General features: G+C 72.1%; 13 protein-coding genes. 7 read left to right on the top strand and 6 right to left on the bottom strand.

Features of this window, described 5'->3' with window-relative positions; translation table 11 throughout:
* Positions 1-83 precede the first annotated feature (83 nt).
* Positions 84-365 carry a WhiB family transcriptional regulator gene (locus HGK34_RS07215; RefSeq protein ID WP_201845906.1) on the bottom strand — a complete coding sequence of 94 codons (282 nt, stop codon included), beginning with the start codon at positions 363-365 and terminating at the stop codon, positions 84-86.
* A gap of 101 nt (positions 366-466) precedes the next feature.
* Positions 467-2,503, bottom strand: coding sequence for a bifunctional copper resistance protein CopD/cytochrome c oxidase assembly protein (locus tag HGK34_RS07210; protein ID WP_307815838.1), 2,037 nt, complete (start codon positions 2,501-2,503; stop codon positions 467-469).
* A gap of 193 nt (positions 2,504-2,696) precedes the next feature.
* Between HGK34_RS07210 and HGK34_RS07205 the strand changes: the two genes are divergently transcribed.
* Both HGK34_RS07205 and phnD read left to right on the top strand, forming a co-directional pair.
* Complete coding sequence (locus HGK34_RS07205; RefSeq protein WP_307815837.1) at positions 2,697-3,866, top strand: TIGR03364 family FAD-dependent oxidoreductase; 1,170 nt, start codon at positions 2,697-2,699, stop codon at positions 3,864-3,866.
* 94 nt (positions 3,867-3,960) lie between these two features.
* Entirely contained in the window at positions 3,961-4,890 is a 930-nt protein-coding gene (gene phnD, locus HGK34_RS07200; RefSeq protein ID WP_201845904.1) for a phosphate/phosphite/phosphonate ABC transporter substrate-binding protein, read from the top strand.
* Between the two features lie 65 nt (positions 4,891-4,955).
* On the opposite strand, the gene HGK34_RS07195 is transcribed toward phnD, so the two are convergent.
* Positions 4,956-5,162, bottom strand: coding sequence for a hypothetical protein (locus tag HGK34_RS07195; protein ID WP_201845903.1), 207 nt, complete (start codon positions 5,160-5,162; stop codon positions 4,956-4,958).
* A 179-nt stretch (positions 5,163-5,341) separates the two neighbouring features.
* On the opposite strand from HGK34_RS07195, the gene HGK34_RS07190 reads away from it, so the two are divergent.
* The 4 genes from HGK34_RS07190 to HGK34_RS07175 all read left to right on the top strand — a co-directional run bounded on the left by HGK34_RS07190 (position 5,342) and on the right by HGK34_RS07175 (position 10,604).
* Positions 5,342-6,454 (top strand): chymotrypsin family serine protease, encoded by a 1,113-nt coding sequence (locus tag HGK34_RS07190; RefSeq protein WP_201845902.1) that lies wholly within the window; start codon positions 5,342-5,344, stop codon positions 6,452-6,454.
* A 127-nt stretch (positions 6,455-6,581) separates the two neighbouring features.
* The gene (locus HGK34_RS07185) at positions 6,582-6,926 is read left to right on the top strand and encodes a hypothetical protein (protein ID WP_201845901.1); all 345 of its coding nucleotides are present in this window, start codon (positions 6,582-6,584) and stop codon (positions 6,924-6,926) included.
* Between the two features lie 10 nt (positions 6,927-6,936).
* Positions 6,937-9,042, top strand: coding sequence for a thioredoxin-like domain-containing protein (locus tag HGK34_RS07180; RefSeq protein ID WP_201845900.1), 2,106 nt, complete (start codon positions 6,937-6,939; stop codon positions 9,040-9,042).
* A gap of 404 nt (positions 9,043-9,446) precedes the next feature.
* Entirely contained in the window at positions 9,447-10,604 is a 1,158-nt protein-coding gene (locus tag HGK34_RS07175) for a magnesium and cobalt transport protein CorA (RefSeq protein WP_201845899.1), read from the top strand.
* Between the two features lie 96 nt (positions 10,605-10,700).
* Here the strand turns inward: HGK34_RS07175 and HGK34_RS07170 are convergent, their stop codons facing one another.
* Positions 10,701-11,561, bottom strand: coding sequence for a sugar phosphate isomerase/epimerase family protein (locus HGK34_RS07170; protein ID WP_201845898.1), 861 nt, complete (start codon positions 11,559-11,561; stop codon positions 10,701-10,703).
* Positions 11,562-11,608: 47 nt separating this feature from the next.
* Complete coding sequence (ptsP, locus tag HGK34_RS07165) at positions 11,609-13,360, bottom strand: phosphoenolpyruvate--protein phosphotransferase (RefSeq protein ID WP_201845897.1); 1,752 nt, start codon at positions 13,358-13,360, stop codon at positions 11,609-11,611.
* Between the two features lie 139 nt (positions 13,361-13,499).
* On the opposite strand from ptsP, the gene HGK34_RS07160 reads away from it, so the two are divergent.
* Positions 13,500-13,976 carry a PTS sugar transporter subunit IIA gene (locus HGK34_RS07160; protein ID WP_201845896.1) on the top strand — a complete coding sequence of 159 codons (477 nt, stop codon included), beginning with the start codon at positions 13,500-13,502 and terminating at the stop codon, positions 13,974-13,976.
* Between the two features lie 84 nt (positions 13,977-14,060).
* Here HGK34_RS07160 and HGK34_RS07155 read toward each other — a convergent pair whose 3' ends face one another.
* Positions 14,061-14,672 carry a TetR/AcrR family transcriptional regulator gene (locus HGK34_RS07155; protein WP_201845895.1) on the bottom strand — a complete coding sequence of 204 codons (612 nt, stop codon included), beginning with the start codon at positions 14,670-14,672 and terminating at the stop codon, positions 14,061-14,063.
* Positions 14,673-14,914: the final 242 nt, after the last annotated feature.

Here is a 14,914-nt window from a genome sequence, read left to right as displayed (position 1 = left end):
ACCGCGGATGCCGCTGCGCCGGTGCGGGAAGAACCGCCGAAGCCATGTCCGGGGCAGGGCCCCGGCGGCGGCGTCGGTGAGGGTCAGGCCGCGAAGTTCTGCAGGCGCGGGCGTCCGCGGCGGTTCTTGCGCCGACGGATGACGCCGTCGACGACGATCTGCCCGCCCCACACGCCCCATGGCTCCCGGCGGGAGATGGCTCCCTCAAGGCACTGCTGGGCGAGTGGACAGGCCAGACACTGCCGCTTGGCTGACTCGAGCTCGGTCGGGTGCTCGGAGAACCACAGGTCGGGCTCGTCCGCGCAGGGCACGTCGGTGCCGGCGAACTCCAGAACATCAGCGGCGCTGGGGGTGGTCGCGATCATGTTCACACTAGGTAGAACGTGCTCGCCGGGGAAAAGGATGGGGCCCGGACGAGGATTTCTGGAAGAAGTCTCCGTCAGCCGTGCATGTCCTGGTGCGCCTGTCAGTTCGACCGCTGTGAGCGTTCCGCGCGGCGCGCCAGCATCGCGTTGTAGGCCTCGAGCTCGGCGTCGCCGTCGCGTTCGGCGGCCCGGTCGCTGCGGCGCGCCTCCCGCGCGTCGGACTGCGACCACTGCACGGCGACACCGATGGCCAGCAGCAGCGTGGGCAACTCGCCGATTCCCCAGGCGACGGCGCCGCCGCGCTGCTGGTCCACGATCGCCGACGGCCCCCAGTCGCGCCCCATCAGCCCGAACCACTCGGGCACGAGCAGAGCCGTGCCGGTCGTCAGGGTCACGCCGAAGAACGCGTGGAACGCCATCGTGGCGAACAGGAGCACCAGCCGCATCGGGTACGTGGGCCGGCTGGGGCCCGGATCGATCCCGATCAGGGCGTTGGCGAAGAGGTACCCCACGAGCGTGAAGTGGACGAACATCCACACGTGACCCACGTAGCTGGTCAGCGCCCACTCGAAGAGCGGGGTGAAGTAGAACAGGATCATCCCGCCCGCGAACAGCACGGCGGCCACGATCGGGTTGGCGATGAACGTCCCGTACCGCGAATGCACCAAGAACAGGACCCACTCGCGAGGGCCGCGGGACCCGTCCTTCCGCGGCGGTACGGCCCGCAGCAGCAGGGTCACCGGTGCGGAGAGCACCAGGAACAGCGGCACCACCATCGCGAGCACCATGTGCTGCACCATGTGCCCGCTGAACAGCACGTGACCGTAGGCGGCGGCACCTCCGTTGGTCACCCAGAACATCGCGACCATGCCGCAGCACCATGAGACGACGCGCGCCAGGGGCCAGCGGTCGCCGCGCTTGCGCAGGCGCCGGTACCAGGTCAGATACACGACGACACCCGCCGCGCAGCCGAATGCGAACAGCACGTCCCACTGGAACTCGGTGACCCAGCGCGTGAACGTCGGCTCGGGGGGAAGCGGGTGGCCCGTGACCAGCTCGGCAGGGGTCGGGTCGGAGATGGGGTCGTCCGGTACCGGCGGCGCCGTCGAGCCGAGGGCCACCGCGACACCGGACACGGCACCCATCACGAGGAGCTCCACGGCGGCGAGCCGCCAGAACAGGCCGGCCGCGCGCCGGGATCCTCCGTCGAGCCGCTCCACACCCTCCAGGTGCCGCACGACGTTGCTCCGGTGCAGCCAGCCGGCGCCGCCCAGGGTCGCCAGCAGCACCGCCTTGGTGATCAACAGCGTGCCGTAGTCGGTGTCCAGGGCCTTCAGCGAGCCGAGTCGGATCCAGGCGCTGACCACCCCGCTGACGGCGACGGCGGCGAAGCACCAGCCGGCGATCGCGGAGTAGCGGCGCACGGTCGCGGCCCGGGTCGTGGCCCGGTGACCGAGCAGCGCGATCCCGATCAGGCCGCCCAGCCAGATCGCCGCACCGACGAGGTGCACGAACATCGCGGACACCGCGAGGTCGTGACTGGACGCGCCGGAGGCGTGCCCGGTCGAGGCCTGCAGCCCGAGCGCCCCGATGACCAGCGCCAAGGCCACGGCCGCGCCGCTCGGGCCGCGCACCAGGAGTGCCGTCGTCGAGGTCAGGGCCGCGAGCAGGGCAGCTCCGAGCAGGGCCCGGCCCACTTCGCCGTCCGTCAGGTAGGACCACAGCGCCGTGCCGAACGCCGGGTCGGACATCGGCAGGAACGTGGCCCAGGAGGTGCCCAGCACCAGGGCGGCGAGTGCCGTCACGGTCCACACGCCGGCGGCCAGTCCGGCGATGCCGAGCGCCCGGCGGGCGTCGCGCCCGGCCGGCAGCACGAAGGCGGCGAGGACCAGGGAACCCGCGGTGACGGCGGCGGACAGGTTCGACAGGGTCTGGGCCGCGGGAGTACCCCAGCGGGCCAGGACCCCCGGATCCGCGAACTGCTGGAACGCGGCGAACGCTCCGGAGAACGATCCGGCGGCCCCGAGCGCGGCCAGCGCCACCGCCACGGCGGCCGCCACCGCGCCGAGCAGCCACCTCGGGCGTGCGAGGAGCGATGCCGTGGAGGTTGCTGTCCGTGTGTCCTGCCGGGTGGTCACCGGCCAAGGCTATTGCCGACGGCGTCGAGCGAGAAAACGGCTGGTGGTGGCGCCACCGAACATGGCTGTCCGGTGAACGTCAGATGGTCGCCAGATGGCCGCCGCGGAACGGCCGATGAATAGTACGCGAAGGTGTTTTCGCAGGACATCAGGGATCTTGAGCCGAACTCTCCGCGTCCGGCAATCTCTGGCTGTGAGCCGACGCACCAGCTTCTCCGGTGGATCCCTGCTGCCCGCTCGTGTGGACCTCGTGGTCGTGGGCGCCGGGATCGTCGGCCTTGCCCATGCCCTCGAGGCGGTCTCACGCGGCCAGTCGGTCCTCGTCGTGGAGCGCGACGCCCGCGCGGTCGGCGCCTCCGTGCGCAACTTCGGTCATCTCGGCGTCACGGTCCAGGACGGGGTCGCGCTCTCGTACGCCCTGGCGTCGCGGGAGCGCTGGCTGCGGCTCGGGAAGGAGGCAGGGTTCGCCGTCCGGGAGACAGGGTCTCTCGTCGTCGCCCGAGCCGACGACGAGCTCGCCGCCCTCGACGACTTCGCCGCCCGTCGCGACGGCGACGCCCAGCTGCTCACCCGCAGGGGCGTGACCGAGCGGGCCGCCGTCTCGCCACGAGGTGTGACCGGTGGTGCCTTCCTGCCGTTGGACCTGCGTGTCGACCAGCGGACGACTGTCGCGGCCGTCGCCGCGTGGCTCAACACCCGGTCCGGGTGCCGCGTCGAGTGGTCGACGTCGGTCGTCGGGCTGGAGCCGGGCAGCGGCGTCACGCTCGTACGGACGTCGCGTGGCGACGTCGTCGCGCGACGCGTGGTCTGCGCGGTCGGGCACGACGTCGGACACCTTTTCCCCGCCGCCGCACGCGACGCCGGGACGCAGCCCTGCCGACAGCAGATGCTCCGGGTCGAACCGGCACGCTCGGCCCGCCGCACGATCGGGGAGATCGGCCCCGCCGTGCTGACCGGGACGTCGATGCTCCACCACGACGGGTTCGCCTGGAGCCCGTGGGTGGCCGGCATCCGCGACCGTCTCGCCGAGACGCGCCCCGAGCTGCTCGGCGCCGGCCTCGGCCTCACGGTCACCCAGCTGCCCGACGGCACGGTGACGCTCGGCGCGACGCACGCCTACGGGCCCGTGCTCGCCCCGTTCCGCTCCGAGGCGTTCGACGAGCTCCTCCTCACGGAAGGAGCGTCCCTGCTCGGAGTCCCGCTCCGAGCCGTGGAGCGCTGGGAAGCGATGTATGCCTCCGCCCCGCAGCCCTTCCTCGTCGCCGAGCCGATGCCCGGCGTCACGGCCGTGTCCGTGACCTCGGGAACCGGCATGGCCTGCGCATTCGGGCTCGCCGCGAAGGTCATGGAGGAGGTGGCCTGATCCCCGACGTCCCGTCGTCTCCCACCCCCGAGGCTTTACGGCACCACCCAGCGGCCGGATGCACCCGACCCTCATCACTGCGAGGAGTTCGCCCATGAAGGCAACCCGCGTCCACCACACCACACCGATCCGGGCGATCGTCGGACTGACGCTCGCCGCACTCGTCGCCACGTCCCTCAGCGCCTGCACACCCGCCTCCCTGGCGGCCGGCAACGTCTGCCCCGAGCAGGGGATCCGCTTCGGGGTCCAGCCCTCCGGGGACTCCGCGAACCTCGAGGGCGCGTACACGGCGCTCGCGGACGCCATGGCGGAGGAGCTCGACTGCTCCGTCGTGGTCCGTATCTTCGACAGCTACGCGCACACGGTCGATGCCATGGAGGCGGGCGAGCTGGAGATCGCCCAGTTCTCCGCGCTCGGCTACGCCGTCGCCTCCGAGAAGATGGCGGTGACTCCCGTCGCCACCTTCGGGATGCCGAACGGCAACCTGTCCAGCTACTCGGCCGGGATCTGGGTGGCGGCGGACTCCGGGATCACGAGGCCCGGGCAGCTCGCGGGGCGCACGCTCGCGCTGGGGGCGAAGGGGTCCGCGTCGGGTGACATCCTGCCGCGCAAGGCTCTCGCCGACGCGAACCTCGCCGCGGGGGACGTGCGGATCTCGTACTCCGGCGGGCATGTCGCAGCGCTCGACGCCCTGACGAGCGGCTCGGCGGAGGCGGCCGAGATCGACTCGCGGACCCTGGCCGCCGCCCTGGCCGACGGGAGCTTCGATCCCGATGACTACCGGCACATCTGGGAGTCGGGCGTGATCCCGGACGACCCCATCGTGATGGCGCCCGAGGTCTCCGAGGAGCTCTCCGAAGCGGTCTCGGACACCCTGCTGAACGTCGCGCCGGCCGCGATCGAAGGAGTTGCCGAGCACGCCGGCGTCACGCCTGGCGGCCGGATGGTCGGGGTGAACGACGTCGCGTACGCCGAGGCCGTCGACGTGGTCGACACCCTGGGCATCGACGAGGCGAACCTCTGATCCCGCTTCGTCGACTCCCGTTCCGTCGACTCCTGCTCCGTCGACTCCCGTTCCGTCGATGCCGGTCAGAAGCGGCGCGTCACCTCGGTGCGGTAGCGCTCCACGAGACGCTTGTTCGCCCGGGCGCGTGACAGGTCGTCGGTCGCGGAGCGGCTCGCCGTGCGGTGCTCGTCGAAGGCGGCGACGTCGTGCTCGAGCGCCCACATCAGGGCCTTGAGCACGACGTCGCGACTGAGCCGCGTGCTGCGGGTCTCGCTCGTCGTTCCGATCATCTGGGCGCGCGACCTCGGTCGAAGTGGTGTGGTGTTCCGGCCCGACGGCCGTCCGGGCAGGAACGATATCGTGATCCGAAGATCGTGGTTATCCATCTTTGGGGTGACTTTTCCAGCCATCCGGCGTGTCGCATCGACTTGTCCCTCGGAGTGTCGGTGACTTCGGTAAGGATCGTGCCATGGAGCGTTTCGCGGCCCGCAAGATGAAGGAGCAGCTTGCAGACTTCGCCCGTGAGCTGGGTGAGCGGTACGGGCCGGGCACGCCCTCCCGGGCCGGCGCGCGGCCGCGCGCTCAGGCCGCCCCACCCTCGGATGTGCGCACCGGCGGCGCAGGTGCCAGGCCCGCCGACGCGCCTCCGGAGGCGACGCCGTCGGCGGCCGACGCCGTGCGCGCTCCCACGCTTGCCCTGGGGCTCGTGCCGCGGCCCGACGGCGGCTACGGCATCGCCGTGCGGTACCGGCTCGGACTTCCGCAGGCGCGGGCCGTCGTGCGCAGGATCGCGGACGAGGCCGGGCCCGACGCCGACGTGCGCCGCACCGGTCGCATCCGTCCGCTCAGCGAGCTCGACCCACGCCGGCTGGCGCCCACGTCGCAGGCCGAGGGGGAGACACATCACGTGCGTCCGCTCCGGCCCGGGATCTCGATCGGGCACATCGGCGTGACCGCGGGGACGCTCGGGGCGTTCGTGCGGCGGCCCGAGGAGCCGGGCGAGCTGTACGCACTGTCGAACTACCACGTCCTGGCAGGCAGCCCACAGGCGATCCCGGGCGACGTCGTGCTGCAGCCAGGCCCGGCCGACGGCGGCCTGATGCCCGGCGACAGGGTCGGCGAGCTGACCAGGGTGGCCACGCTCGTGGCGGGCGAGGTATGTGCCACGGACGCGGCGATCGCGCTGCTGGACAGCTCCCAGGTGGATCACACGTACCCGGTGGGCCGGGTGGCTCGCACCGCGCGTCCGCTCGGCGGCGAGACGGTGGAGAAGGTCGGGCGGACGACGGCGGTCACCCGTGGCCGGGTCACGGCGATCGAGCTGGACGACGTCGTCGTCGGCTACGAGGACCTCGGAGCCCTGAGCTTCGACGACCAGGTGGAGATCGAGGGGAACGAGGGACCCTTCTCCCGGGGAGGGGACTCCGGGGCGCTGGTCTACCGCGAGGACGGCGCGGCCATCGGACTGCTCTTCGCGGGCTCTGAGAGCGGCGGCCAGGGCGGCAGGGGGCTGACGTACGCGAACCCGATCGACGTCGTGCTCGAGACGATGGAGGTCGAGCTCGCGGCGGCCGAGCGGTAGTCCCGACGCCGGGTGGCGTCCGAAATGTGACCTTCGCCACTCTGATCGACCGTCGATGTGCCCTGGCCATGCCCGGGCAACAGGCGCACAATGGTGGGTCAGGACGAAGGGCTGGAGGTGGGCGCCGATGGCAACACTCGACGAGGCGCGCGCGGCGAAGCAGGGGCTGCGAGCAGCGGTCTCGAGTATCAGCGGCGTGGTCGGCATCGGCGTTGCTCCCGAGTTCACCAGTCCGGTCGACCCGGAGCGGCCCACCCCGCGAGGGACCGCGCTGCAACGGGTGTCCGCCCCAGGAGCCGCGCGCGTGAACGTCCTCGCGCAGCAGGTGGCCGTCGACGACCTCCCCGGCGCGGACGGTGGCTGGGTGCTCCAGGTGAACGTGGTCGACCCTGCCGTGGTGGACAAGATCCCCGAGGAGATCGCGGACGTCTCCGTGCGCGTTCGCGTCGTAGGGGCCGTTCGCGCCGGGTGACAATGGCTCGGTGAGCACCGCGCCGACCACCCGCCTGCCCCGTGTCCGTGCCTCCGAGCTCGCCGGCCGCGGCTGGCTCAACACCGGAGGCCGGGAACTCACCCTCGCCGATCTGCGGGGCAAGATCGTCGTGCTCGACTTCTGGACGTTCTGCTGCGTCAACTGCCTGCACGTCCTGGACGAGCTGCGTGAGCTGGAGGCCGCACACCGCGACGAGCTGGTGATCGTCGGCGTGCACTCACCCAAGTTCGAGCACGAGGCCGATCCCGAGGCGCTCGCCGCCGCCGTCGAGCGCTACGAGGTGCACCACCCCGTGCTCGACGATCCCGAGCTCGTCACGTGGGGTGCGTACACCGCGCGGGCCTGGCCGACCCTCGTCGTCATCGACCCCGAGGGGTACATCGTCGCCCAGATGGCGGGGGAGGGGCACGCGTCCGCCCTCACCGCGCTGGTCGCCGAACTGATCGAGGAGCACGACGCCAAGGGCACCCTCCACCGGGGTGACGGCCCGTACGTGCCGCCGGTGCCGGCGTCGGGCACGCTGCGGTTCCCGGCGAAGGCGATCGCGCTGCCGTCGGGCAACCTCCTGGTCGCCGACGCGGGCCACCACTCCCTCGCGGAGCTCGCGGGCGACGGCGAGACGCTGGTCCGGCGCATCGGCTCGGGCGAGCGCGGCCTGGCCGACGGCGGTCCCGGTGAGGCGCGGTTCAGCGAGCCCAACGGGATCTGCCTGCTTCCGCAGGAGGCGCGCGACGCGTTCGGCTGCGACGTCGTCGTCGCCGACACGGTGAACCACGCGCTGCGGGGCGTGCGGCTGGCCGACGGGGTCGTGACCACCCTGGCCGGGACGGGGCGCCAGTTCATGGTGGGTGGCCTGGAGAACCACGAGGAGCGTACCGGCGAGTTCGATCCGGACGCGTCCTACGACGCCCGCTCGATCCGCCTGTCCTCCCCGTGGGACGTGACGTGGTCGGCCGCGCTGGGCGCGCTGGTCGTCGCGATGGCGGGGAACCACACGCTCTGGGCGGTCGGTTCCCTCGGCGGGACGGAAGGACGGGAGGGCCAGGTGCGTCTGCGGGCGCGGCTCCTGGCCGGGACGATGAACGAAGGGCTCGAGGACGGCCCGGGCACGTCCGCGTGGCTCGCGCAGCCCTCGGGCCTGGCCGAGTCGATCGGCCCCGACGGGCAGCCGGACGGCATGCTCTGGCTCGCCGACTCCGAGACCTCGGCCCTGCGCCGGGTCACCCCGGTCGATCTCCGGAACTCGCCGGAAGCCCTGTCCTATGTCGGTGAGGTCACGCCGGACCACCTGCCCGGGGTTGCCGTCGTCACCGCGGTCGGGAGCGGCCTCTTCGACTTCGGTCACCGGGACGGGTTCTCGGACGCGGCGCGGCTCCAGCACCCGTTGGACGTGGCGGCGCTGCCGGACGGTTCCGTCGTCGTCGCCGACACCTACAACGGTGCCCTGCGCCGCTTCGTCCCTGACGTCGAGGGGGCCGAGAGGGCCGATCGCGAGAGCCTGGGCGGGATGTACGGCGGATTCCGGATCCCGGGTGAGGTGACCACGCTCGCGACCGGCCTGGCCGAGCCGTCCGGCGTGCTCGTGCAGGTCTCGGGCGACGAACTGCACGTGACCGTCGTGGAGTCCGCCGCACACCGCCTCACGAGGATCCCCGTCCCGGCCGATCTCGTCGGCGAGGTGCTGGACTCCGGGGCACGGCACACCCGGCGGCCCGCCACCGACGTCACCGCCGGGAGGCTGCGGCTGGAGGTGCCCTTCGAGCCGGCGCCCGGCCAGAAGCTCGACGACCGCTGGGGGCCGTCCACCGAGCTGCGGGTCAGCGCCACCCCTCCCGAGCTGTTGCGCGCCGGGGCCGGCAGCGGCACCGACCTGTTCCGGGACCTCGAGATCGATCCGGACGTGCCCGAGGGCGTGCTGCACGTGACCGCCAAGGCCGCCTCCTGCGACGTCGTGCCGGTGGGGCCGGACGGCGAGCCGGACCCGGAGGTGTTCCCGGCCTGCCATCTCGCGAGCCAGGACTGGGGTGTCCCGGTGCGGGTGGTTCCGGCCGCTGACGGCGGGCAGGGCGCGCTCACGCTTCCGCTGCGGGGATGAGGCGGGCGGGGCCGGGCACGGGTGAAGACCTTGTGATGGCGGTCTCGAAAGGTTTCGAACCCGAATGGCCCCTGGCTAGACTGGCCCCGCAGGAATCACCGGCGTGACGGTCTCGCAGTTCGCGGCCCGCGCATTCATCGGCGGCCCACGAGCCGCCCGGACCTGGAGGGGGTGGCGCTCATGACCCGCAGCGAGCCCCCCAGTAGTCAGAGCCGCGGCTGACGGTTCGGCCCACAGGTCACCCACGCACGAGAACGCGCCGATGCGTCCGCCGCATCGGTGTGTCGTGCCGTCCTCCCCGAGCCGTTGAGCCGCGGCAACTCCGTGCCCCTGTCCTCTTGTGCTGCACCGCCCATGCCGCTGAACGGCGCGCCGGCGAAGCCGCAACGACCTCGGAGTACCCCATGGCCACCTTCCTGCCCGCACGCCCCGTCCGCTCACGCCCTCTCCTGGACGCACTGCGCCCACGCCCACGCCGTCGTCCGGACGTTCCGTTCAGCACGCCGGACCCGGGCACGCTGATGCCCTCCACGCCGCGCCGGTCGCCCGTCGTCGCGGCCGCGATCTACGACGACGGAGAGCGCACCGCGTCCTTCTCGAAGCTCTCCGACACCTTCCGCGCGCTGCGCAGCCGCCCGGGCGGCATGGCCTGGATCGGTCTCGAGCGGCCCGACGCGATCGAGCTCAACTCGCTCGCCGAGGAGTTCGACCTGCACCCGCTCGCGGTCGAGGACGCGATCCAGGCACACCAGCGTCCCAAGATCGAGCGCTACGGCGACACCCTCTTCGTGGTGCTCCACGCGGCCCGCTACGACGACGCCGCCGAACGGGTGGAGTTCGGCGAACTGCACGTCTTCGTCGGACCTGACTTCGTGGTGACGGTCCGGCACGGGGCCTCCCCGGACCTCGGCGCCGTCCGCACGCGGCTCGAGAGGGACCGGAACATGCTCGCGCGCGGCCCGGAGGCCGTGCTCTACGCCATCCTCGACGACGTCGTGGACGGCTACGCGCCGGTCGTCTCAGGGCTGGAGAACGACATCGACGAGATCGAGTCCGACGTGTTCGGCGGCGACCCCGAGGTCTCGCGGCGCACGTACGAGCTGTCCCGCGAGGTCGTGGACTTCCAGCGGGCCGTCCGCCCCGCGCAGAAGATCTGCGCGTCGCTGGCCAAGGGCGCCGAGAAGTACGACGTCCACCTGGAGCTGCAGGCCTACCTGCGCGACGTCGCGGACCACCTCACCGAGGCCGCCGATCGCGTCGACTCCTACCGGGCGGCGCTCCGCGACATCCTCACCGTGAACTCCACGCTCGTCGCGCAGCGGCAGAACGAGGAGATGAAGCACCTCTCGGAGGTCAGCCTGAGGCAGGGCGAGGAGGTCAAGAAGATCTCCGGCTGGGCCGCGATCCTCTTCGCGCCCACCCTGGTCGGGACCGTCTACGGCATGAACTTCGAGGGCATGCCGGAACTCGACTGGGCCTGGGGCTACCCGAGCGCACTGGTCGCCATGGCCGCGGTCAGCACGGGGCTCTTCGGGGTGTTCCGGGGCAAGCGCTGGATCTGAGGCGCCGGACGGACCGCTCGCGGCGACGTCGGGGCTCCGCTCTCCTTCTCGGATACGGGTGCCGGCCCGCACCGTTCAGGTGCCTCTCGTCGCCGATCAGGTACGGCTCGTGACATCCGGAACGGTGACACCTGCGCCGGCGCCCAGGTGGTCGCGGGCGTAGGCCAGGGCCTCGGCGAGGTCGGCCGTGCGTTCCACGGCGCTCCGTCCCCGCGTCGAGATCTCCAGGCAGACATCACCCTGCCAGCCTCGCCGGCTCAGTTCCGCGAGCACCTTGTCGCAGCGCATCGTCCCGCGCCCCGGGACGAGGTGCTCGTCCCGCGCGCTGCTGGTGCCGTCGGCGAGGTGCAGGTGGTGAAGCCGGTCGCCGAACGTCTCGAGCAGTTCGAGACCGTCCTGCTGCGCGACGCTCGCGTGCGAGAGGTCGAGCGTGACGGAGTCATATCCGTGATCGGCAGGATCCCACCCGGGAAGATACGCCTGCATCTCCCGGCCGCCGCCACGCCACGGGTACATGTTCTCGACGGCGATCGTGACTCCTGTCGACTCCGAGAGCGCCGCGACCTGCTCCTCGAACTGCCGCGCGTACTTGAACTGCCAGCGGAACGGAGGGTGCACCACCACCGTGCCGGCACCGAGCTCCTGCGCCATCTCGACGGTCCGGTCCAGCTTGGGACCTGGCGCGCGGCCCCACACGCGCTGGCTGACCAGCAGCGTCGGGGCGTGCAGCGAGCGCACCGGCATCCCCGTCTCGGCGGCGTGGCGTGCGAGCGTGAGCGGGTTCCGGGTCGCTTCCTCCGACCAGATCATCACCTCGATGCCGTCATACCCCGCCTCGGCGGCAGCCTCGAAGGCGTAGGGCACCCGGCGGGGGAACACGGACGCCGTGGACAGCGTCACCTGGACACCGGGCGCGACACCGGGCGCGGTCCCGTCGGATCCGATCGGTTCCTGCATGTCTTCCACCTTACGAGGGGTTCGTAACGAAAACGTGACCCCAGGGTTCACAGGGCATGGCGACGTGCGGAGACATCACGAAAGCCCCTCCTGGAATCCCGTACCGCGGCTCGCGCGGCGCGAGCCGTCGGCTTGTCGAGTGCGCTCGCGGCCAGCGCGCGACACTGCTCCAGCGTGACCTGGGACAGGGCGTCGGCCACCCCGGCGAGTGCGCGTGGCGTCATCGACAGCGAGGTGACGCCGAGACCGACCAGCACCGGTGCCAGCAGCGGGTCCGCGGCGGCTTCTCCGCACACACCGACCGGACGACCATGCACCGTCCCGCCCTCGCACGCCACCCGGACGAGGTCCAGCACTGCCGGCTGCCACGGTGTGGACAGCGCCGCCACCCCGGCCAGGTCACGGTCGGCGGCCATGGTGTACTGCGTGAGATCGTTCGTGCCGAGGCTGGCGAACGCGGCATCGGCGAGCAGCCAGCGAGCCTGGATGGCCGCGGCAGGCGTCTCGATCATGACGCCCGCCGTCGTGAGGTCGTGGGCGGCGCAGGCCGCGACGAACTCACTCGTCTCGTCGGCGGTGGACACCATCGGCGCCATGACCCAGACCTCCGCGCTCTCGGCACGCGCCGCCAGCGCAATCGCCTCCAGCTGACGGTCCAGCACATCCGGGTGGTCGACGGCGGTCCGGATTCCCCGGACCCCGAGCGCGGGGTTCGCCTCGTGATCCGGAGTGAGGAAGCGCAGCGGCTTGTCGGCACCGGCATCGAGCGTGCGGACGACGACGCGACGCCCGCCGAACCGCGCGAGCACCGCACGGTAGGCCTCCACCTGTTCCGCCACGGTGGGCTCCTCGCCCCGGCCGAGGAAACAGAACTCCGTGCGGAACAGGCCCACGCCGCGTGCCCCCGCCTCCGCCGCGGCGACGGCCTCCGCAGGGTCGGCGACGTTGGCCACGAGGTCGATGTCGTGCCCGTCGCGTGTCGCCGCGGTGCCGTCGAACGTCCCGCGGATCGAGGCGCCGCGACGGATCACGAGGCCCGGACCGGCCGTTGTCCCCGTCCCCGCGGCACTCGTCTCCTCGCCGAGGCCCGCCGCGGACAGGTCGTCGTCCCCGGGGGCCACCACGATCTCGCCGTCGGTGCCGTCCACCAGTACGGTCTCGCCCGCGCGCAGGTCAGCGGCCTCCCCGAGCGCGACGACGGCCGGAATCCCGAGCGACCGAGCGATGATCGCCGTGTGCGAGGTGGGGCCCCCGCGGGTGGTGACCACCGCCAGGACGGTCGCCGGATCGAGCGTCGCGGTGTCGGCGGGTGCGAGGTCGGCGGCGACCAGGACGAACGGGTGGCCCGGATCAGGGACACCCGGGGGCGCGGCACCGGTGAGCGCTGCCACGATGCGGTCGCGGACGTCCCGCACGTCGCGAGCCCGCTCCGCCATCGGGCTGCCGAGGGACTCGAGCTGAGTCGCCACCGTGCCTGCCGCGTCCCAGACCGCCCGCTCCGGGGTCAGATGGTCGGCGCGAACCCGGTGCGCCGCATCGGCGGCCAGCGTCGGGTCGGCAGCCATCGCGGCGGTGACGGCCAGGATGTCCGCGGCGGTCCTCGAAGCGCGCCCCGCGCGTTCGGCGAGGTCACGCTCGACCCGGACCGCGGCCTCCCGCACGGCCTCGACCGCCCTGTCCACCGCCCCCGGCTGGATCCGGTTGGTCGCCGGCTCCAGCACACGCGGGGGCATGTGAACCACCGGACCAGCCGCTCGGCCAGGACTCGCGGGGACGCCGGTTCGCTTCTCGCCGGGCATACCGCTCCCGTCTCTGCGTGAGATGACTACCTCGAGTGCGCGAGGCACGTTACCCGCTCGAGCCCCTGGCTGCCGAGGTGCCCGCTCGGCGCGGGCCGGCCTCCTGCGACCCGGAGGCCGCCTCTGCCAGGATGACGGTATGGCCCTCGTCGTGCTGTCCCCGGTCACCGGTACCGTCGTCGCGATGTCGGACGTCCCCGATCCTGTCTTCGCCGAGGGGATGGTCGGTCCGGGAATTGCCGTCGATCCTGTGGGGATCGGCGACACGTCGACGGCCGTGGCGCCGATCGCCGGGACGGTCGTCTCGTTGCACCCTCATGCGTTCGTCGTCTCCGACGGCCGACGAGGCGTGCTGGTGCATCTTGGCATCGACACCGTCCAGCTCCGGGGCGACGGATTCACCGTGCACGTCGCCCAGGGAGACGCCGTCCGGGCCGGCGAGCCCTTGATCACCTGGTCACCCGCCGAGGTCGCCGCCGGCGGCCGCTCACCGCTGGTGCCGGTCCTCGCCCTGGAGGTGACGCCGGACGAGCTCGAGATCCTGACCGCCCCGGGGACACGGGTGACAGCGGCCGGCGGTGACTCGCCCGGAACGGCGCTCCTCAGGATTCCCTGACCTGGCCGGCGGCGGATTCCCTGACCTGGCCGGCGGCGGACGAGCGCTGTGCCCAGGGCGCCGCGCCGGGTCTCGTCGTCGGCCTCAGACCGGGACACGTTCGAGGGCACGCGCCCCCACCGCCCGCAGGACGAAGGTCTCCGTGGCGCGGATGGTGCGTTCGCGGGCCACGGGCTCGTCCGGGATCAGCCGGCCCGACAGGCAGGCGTTGACGAGGTGCACGGTGGGTTCGACGTCCTGCGGCGGGAAGACCCCGGTCTCGATCCCCTGGGTGATGATGCGGCGCAGGATCGACTCCACGATCTCCGCGTGCTCACGCAGGCGGGCCTGCGTGGCGCGGGAGAGGACGGTGCGAAGGTCCGGCCCGGGGGCGAGATGGAAGACGCGGGTGAGCTGAGCCTGCTGGCGGATGTAGGTGCGGAGCTGTTCCACCGGGTGGTCGACGCCGTCGAGCGCACGTTCCAGGGTGTGTGCGTACTGCTCGGTCTCGTGGGTGATGAACCCGAGCAGCAGCGCTTCCTTGTCGTGGAAGTGGTTGTAGACCGCCGTGCGTCCGACGTCGGCCGCTCCGGCGATGTCGGCGAGGGTGATCGTGTCGAAGCCACGCTCCGCCATCAGGGTCGAGAGCGCGGCGAACAGCTTCTGCCTCGTCATCTGGCGGTGTTCGTGCAGGCTCTTGCCGATGATCTTGGGCATGATGACATCATAGGACCAGCCTGTCAGTTAGAGGTCGGTGTCGTTGCCCTTCCTCACGAGGGCGGGAGCCGCATCCGTGGCTGTGATCCGCAGGCCGGCCCCACTTTTCCCGCCGCCGTGTTTCACGCCGGAAACATCGGGCTCATCGGCGTGAAACACATCGAGGTCTTCGTCACAGGCGTGTTTCGCGGCCGTAACCTCGTCGAGGCCGGGCCTCTCGACAGCGGCAGTACTGTTCCCGC

It is taken from the genome of Myceligenerans indicum (assembly GCF_016742955.1).
Lineage (GTDB): Bacteria > Actinomycetota > Actinomycetes > Actinomycetales > Cellulomonadaceae > Myceligenerans > Myceligenerans indicum.
This window is presented reverse-complemented; position numbering and strand designations above follow the sequence as displayed.

What these genes read in the sequence shown, in the direction of transcription:
- HGK34_RS07215 (WP_201845906.1), bottom strand. Translation starts at nt 365, where the DNA reads ATGATCGCGACCACCCCCAGCGCCGCTGATGTTCTGGAGTTCGCCGGC.
- phnD (WP_201845904.1), top strand. Translation starts at nt 3,961, where the DNA reads ATGAAGGCAACCCGCGTCCACCACACCACACCGATCCGGGCGATCGTC.
- HGK34_RS07195 (WP_201845903.1), bottom strand. Translation starts at nt 5,162, where the DNA reads ATGATCGGAACGACGAGCGAGACCCGCAGCACGCGGCTCAGTCGCGAC.
- HGK34_RS07190 (WP_201845902.1), top strand. Translation starts at nt 5,342, where the DNA reads ATGGAGCGTTTCGCGGCCCGCAAGATGAAGGAGCAGCTTGCAGACTTC.
- HGK34_RS07185 (WP_201845901.1), top strand. Translation starts at nt 6,582, where the DNA reads ATGGCAACACTCGACGAGGCGCGCGCGGCGAAGCAGGGGCTGCGAGCA.
- HGK34_RS07175 (WP_201845899.1), top strand. Translation starts at nt 9,447, where the DNA reads ATGGCCACCTTCCTGCCCGCACGCCCCGTCCGCTCACGCCCTCTCCTG.
- HGK34_RS07170 (WP_201845898.1), bottom strand. Translation starts at nt 11,561, where the DNA reads ATGCAGGAACCGATCGGATCCGACGGGACCGCGCCCGGTGTCGCGCCC.
- ptsP (WP_201845897.1), bottom strand. Translation starts at nt 13,360, where the DNA reads ATGCCCGGCGAGAAGCGAACCGGCGTCCCCGCGAGTCCTGGCCGAGCG.
- HGK34_RS07160 (WP_201845896.1), top strand. Translation starts at nt 13,500, where the DNA reads ATGGCCCTCGTCGTGCTGTCCCCGGTCACCGGTACCGTCGTCGCGATG.
- HGK34_RS07155 (WP_201845895.1), bottom strand. Translation starts at nt 14,672, where the DNA reads ATGCCCAAGATCATCGGCAAGAGCCTGCACGAACACCGCCAGATGACG.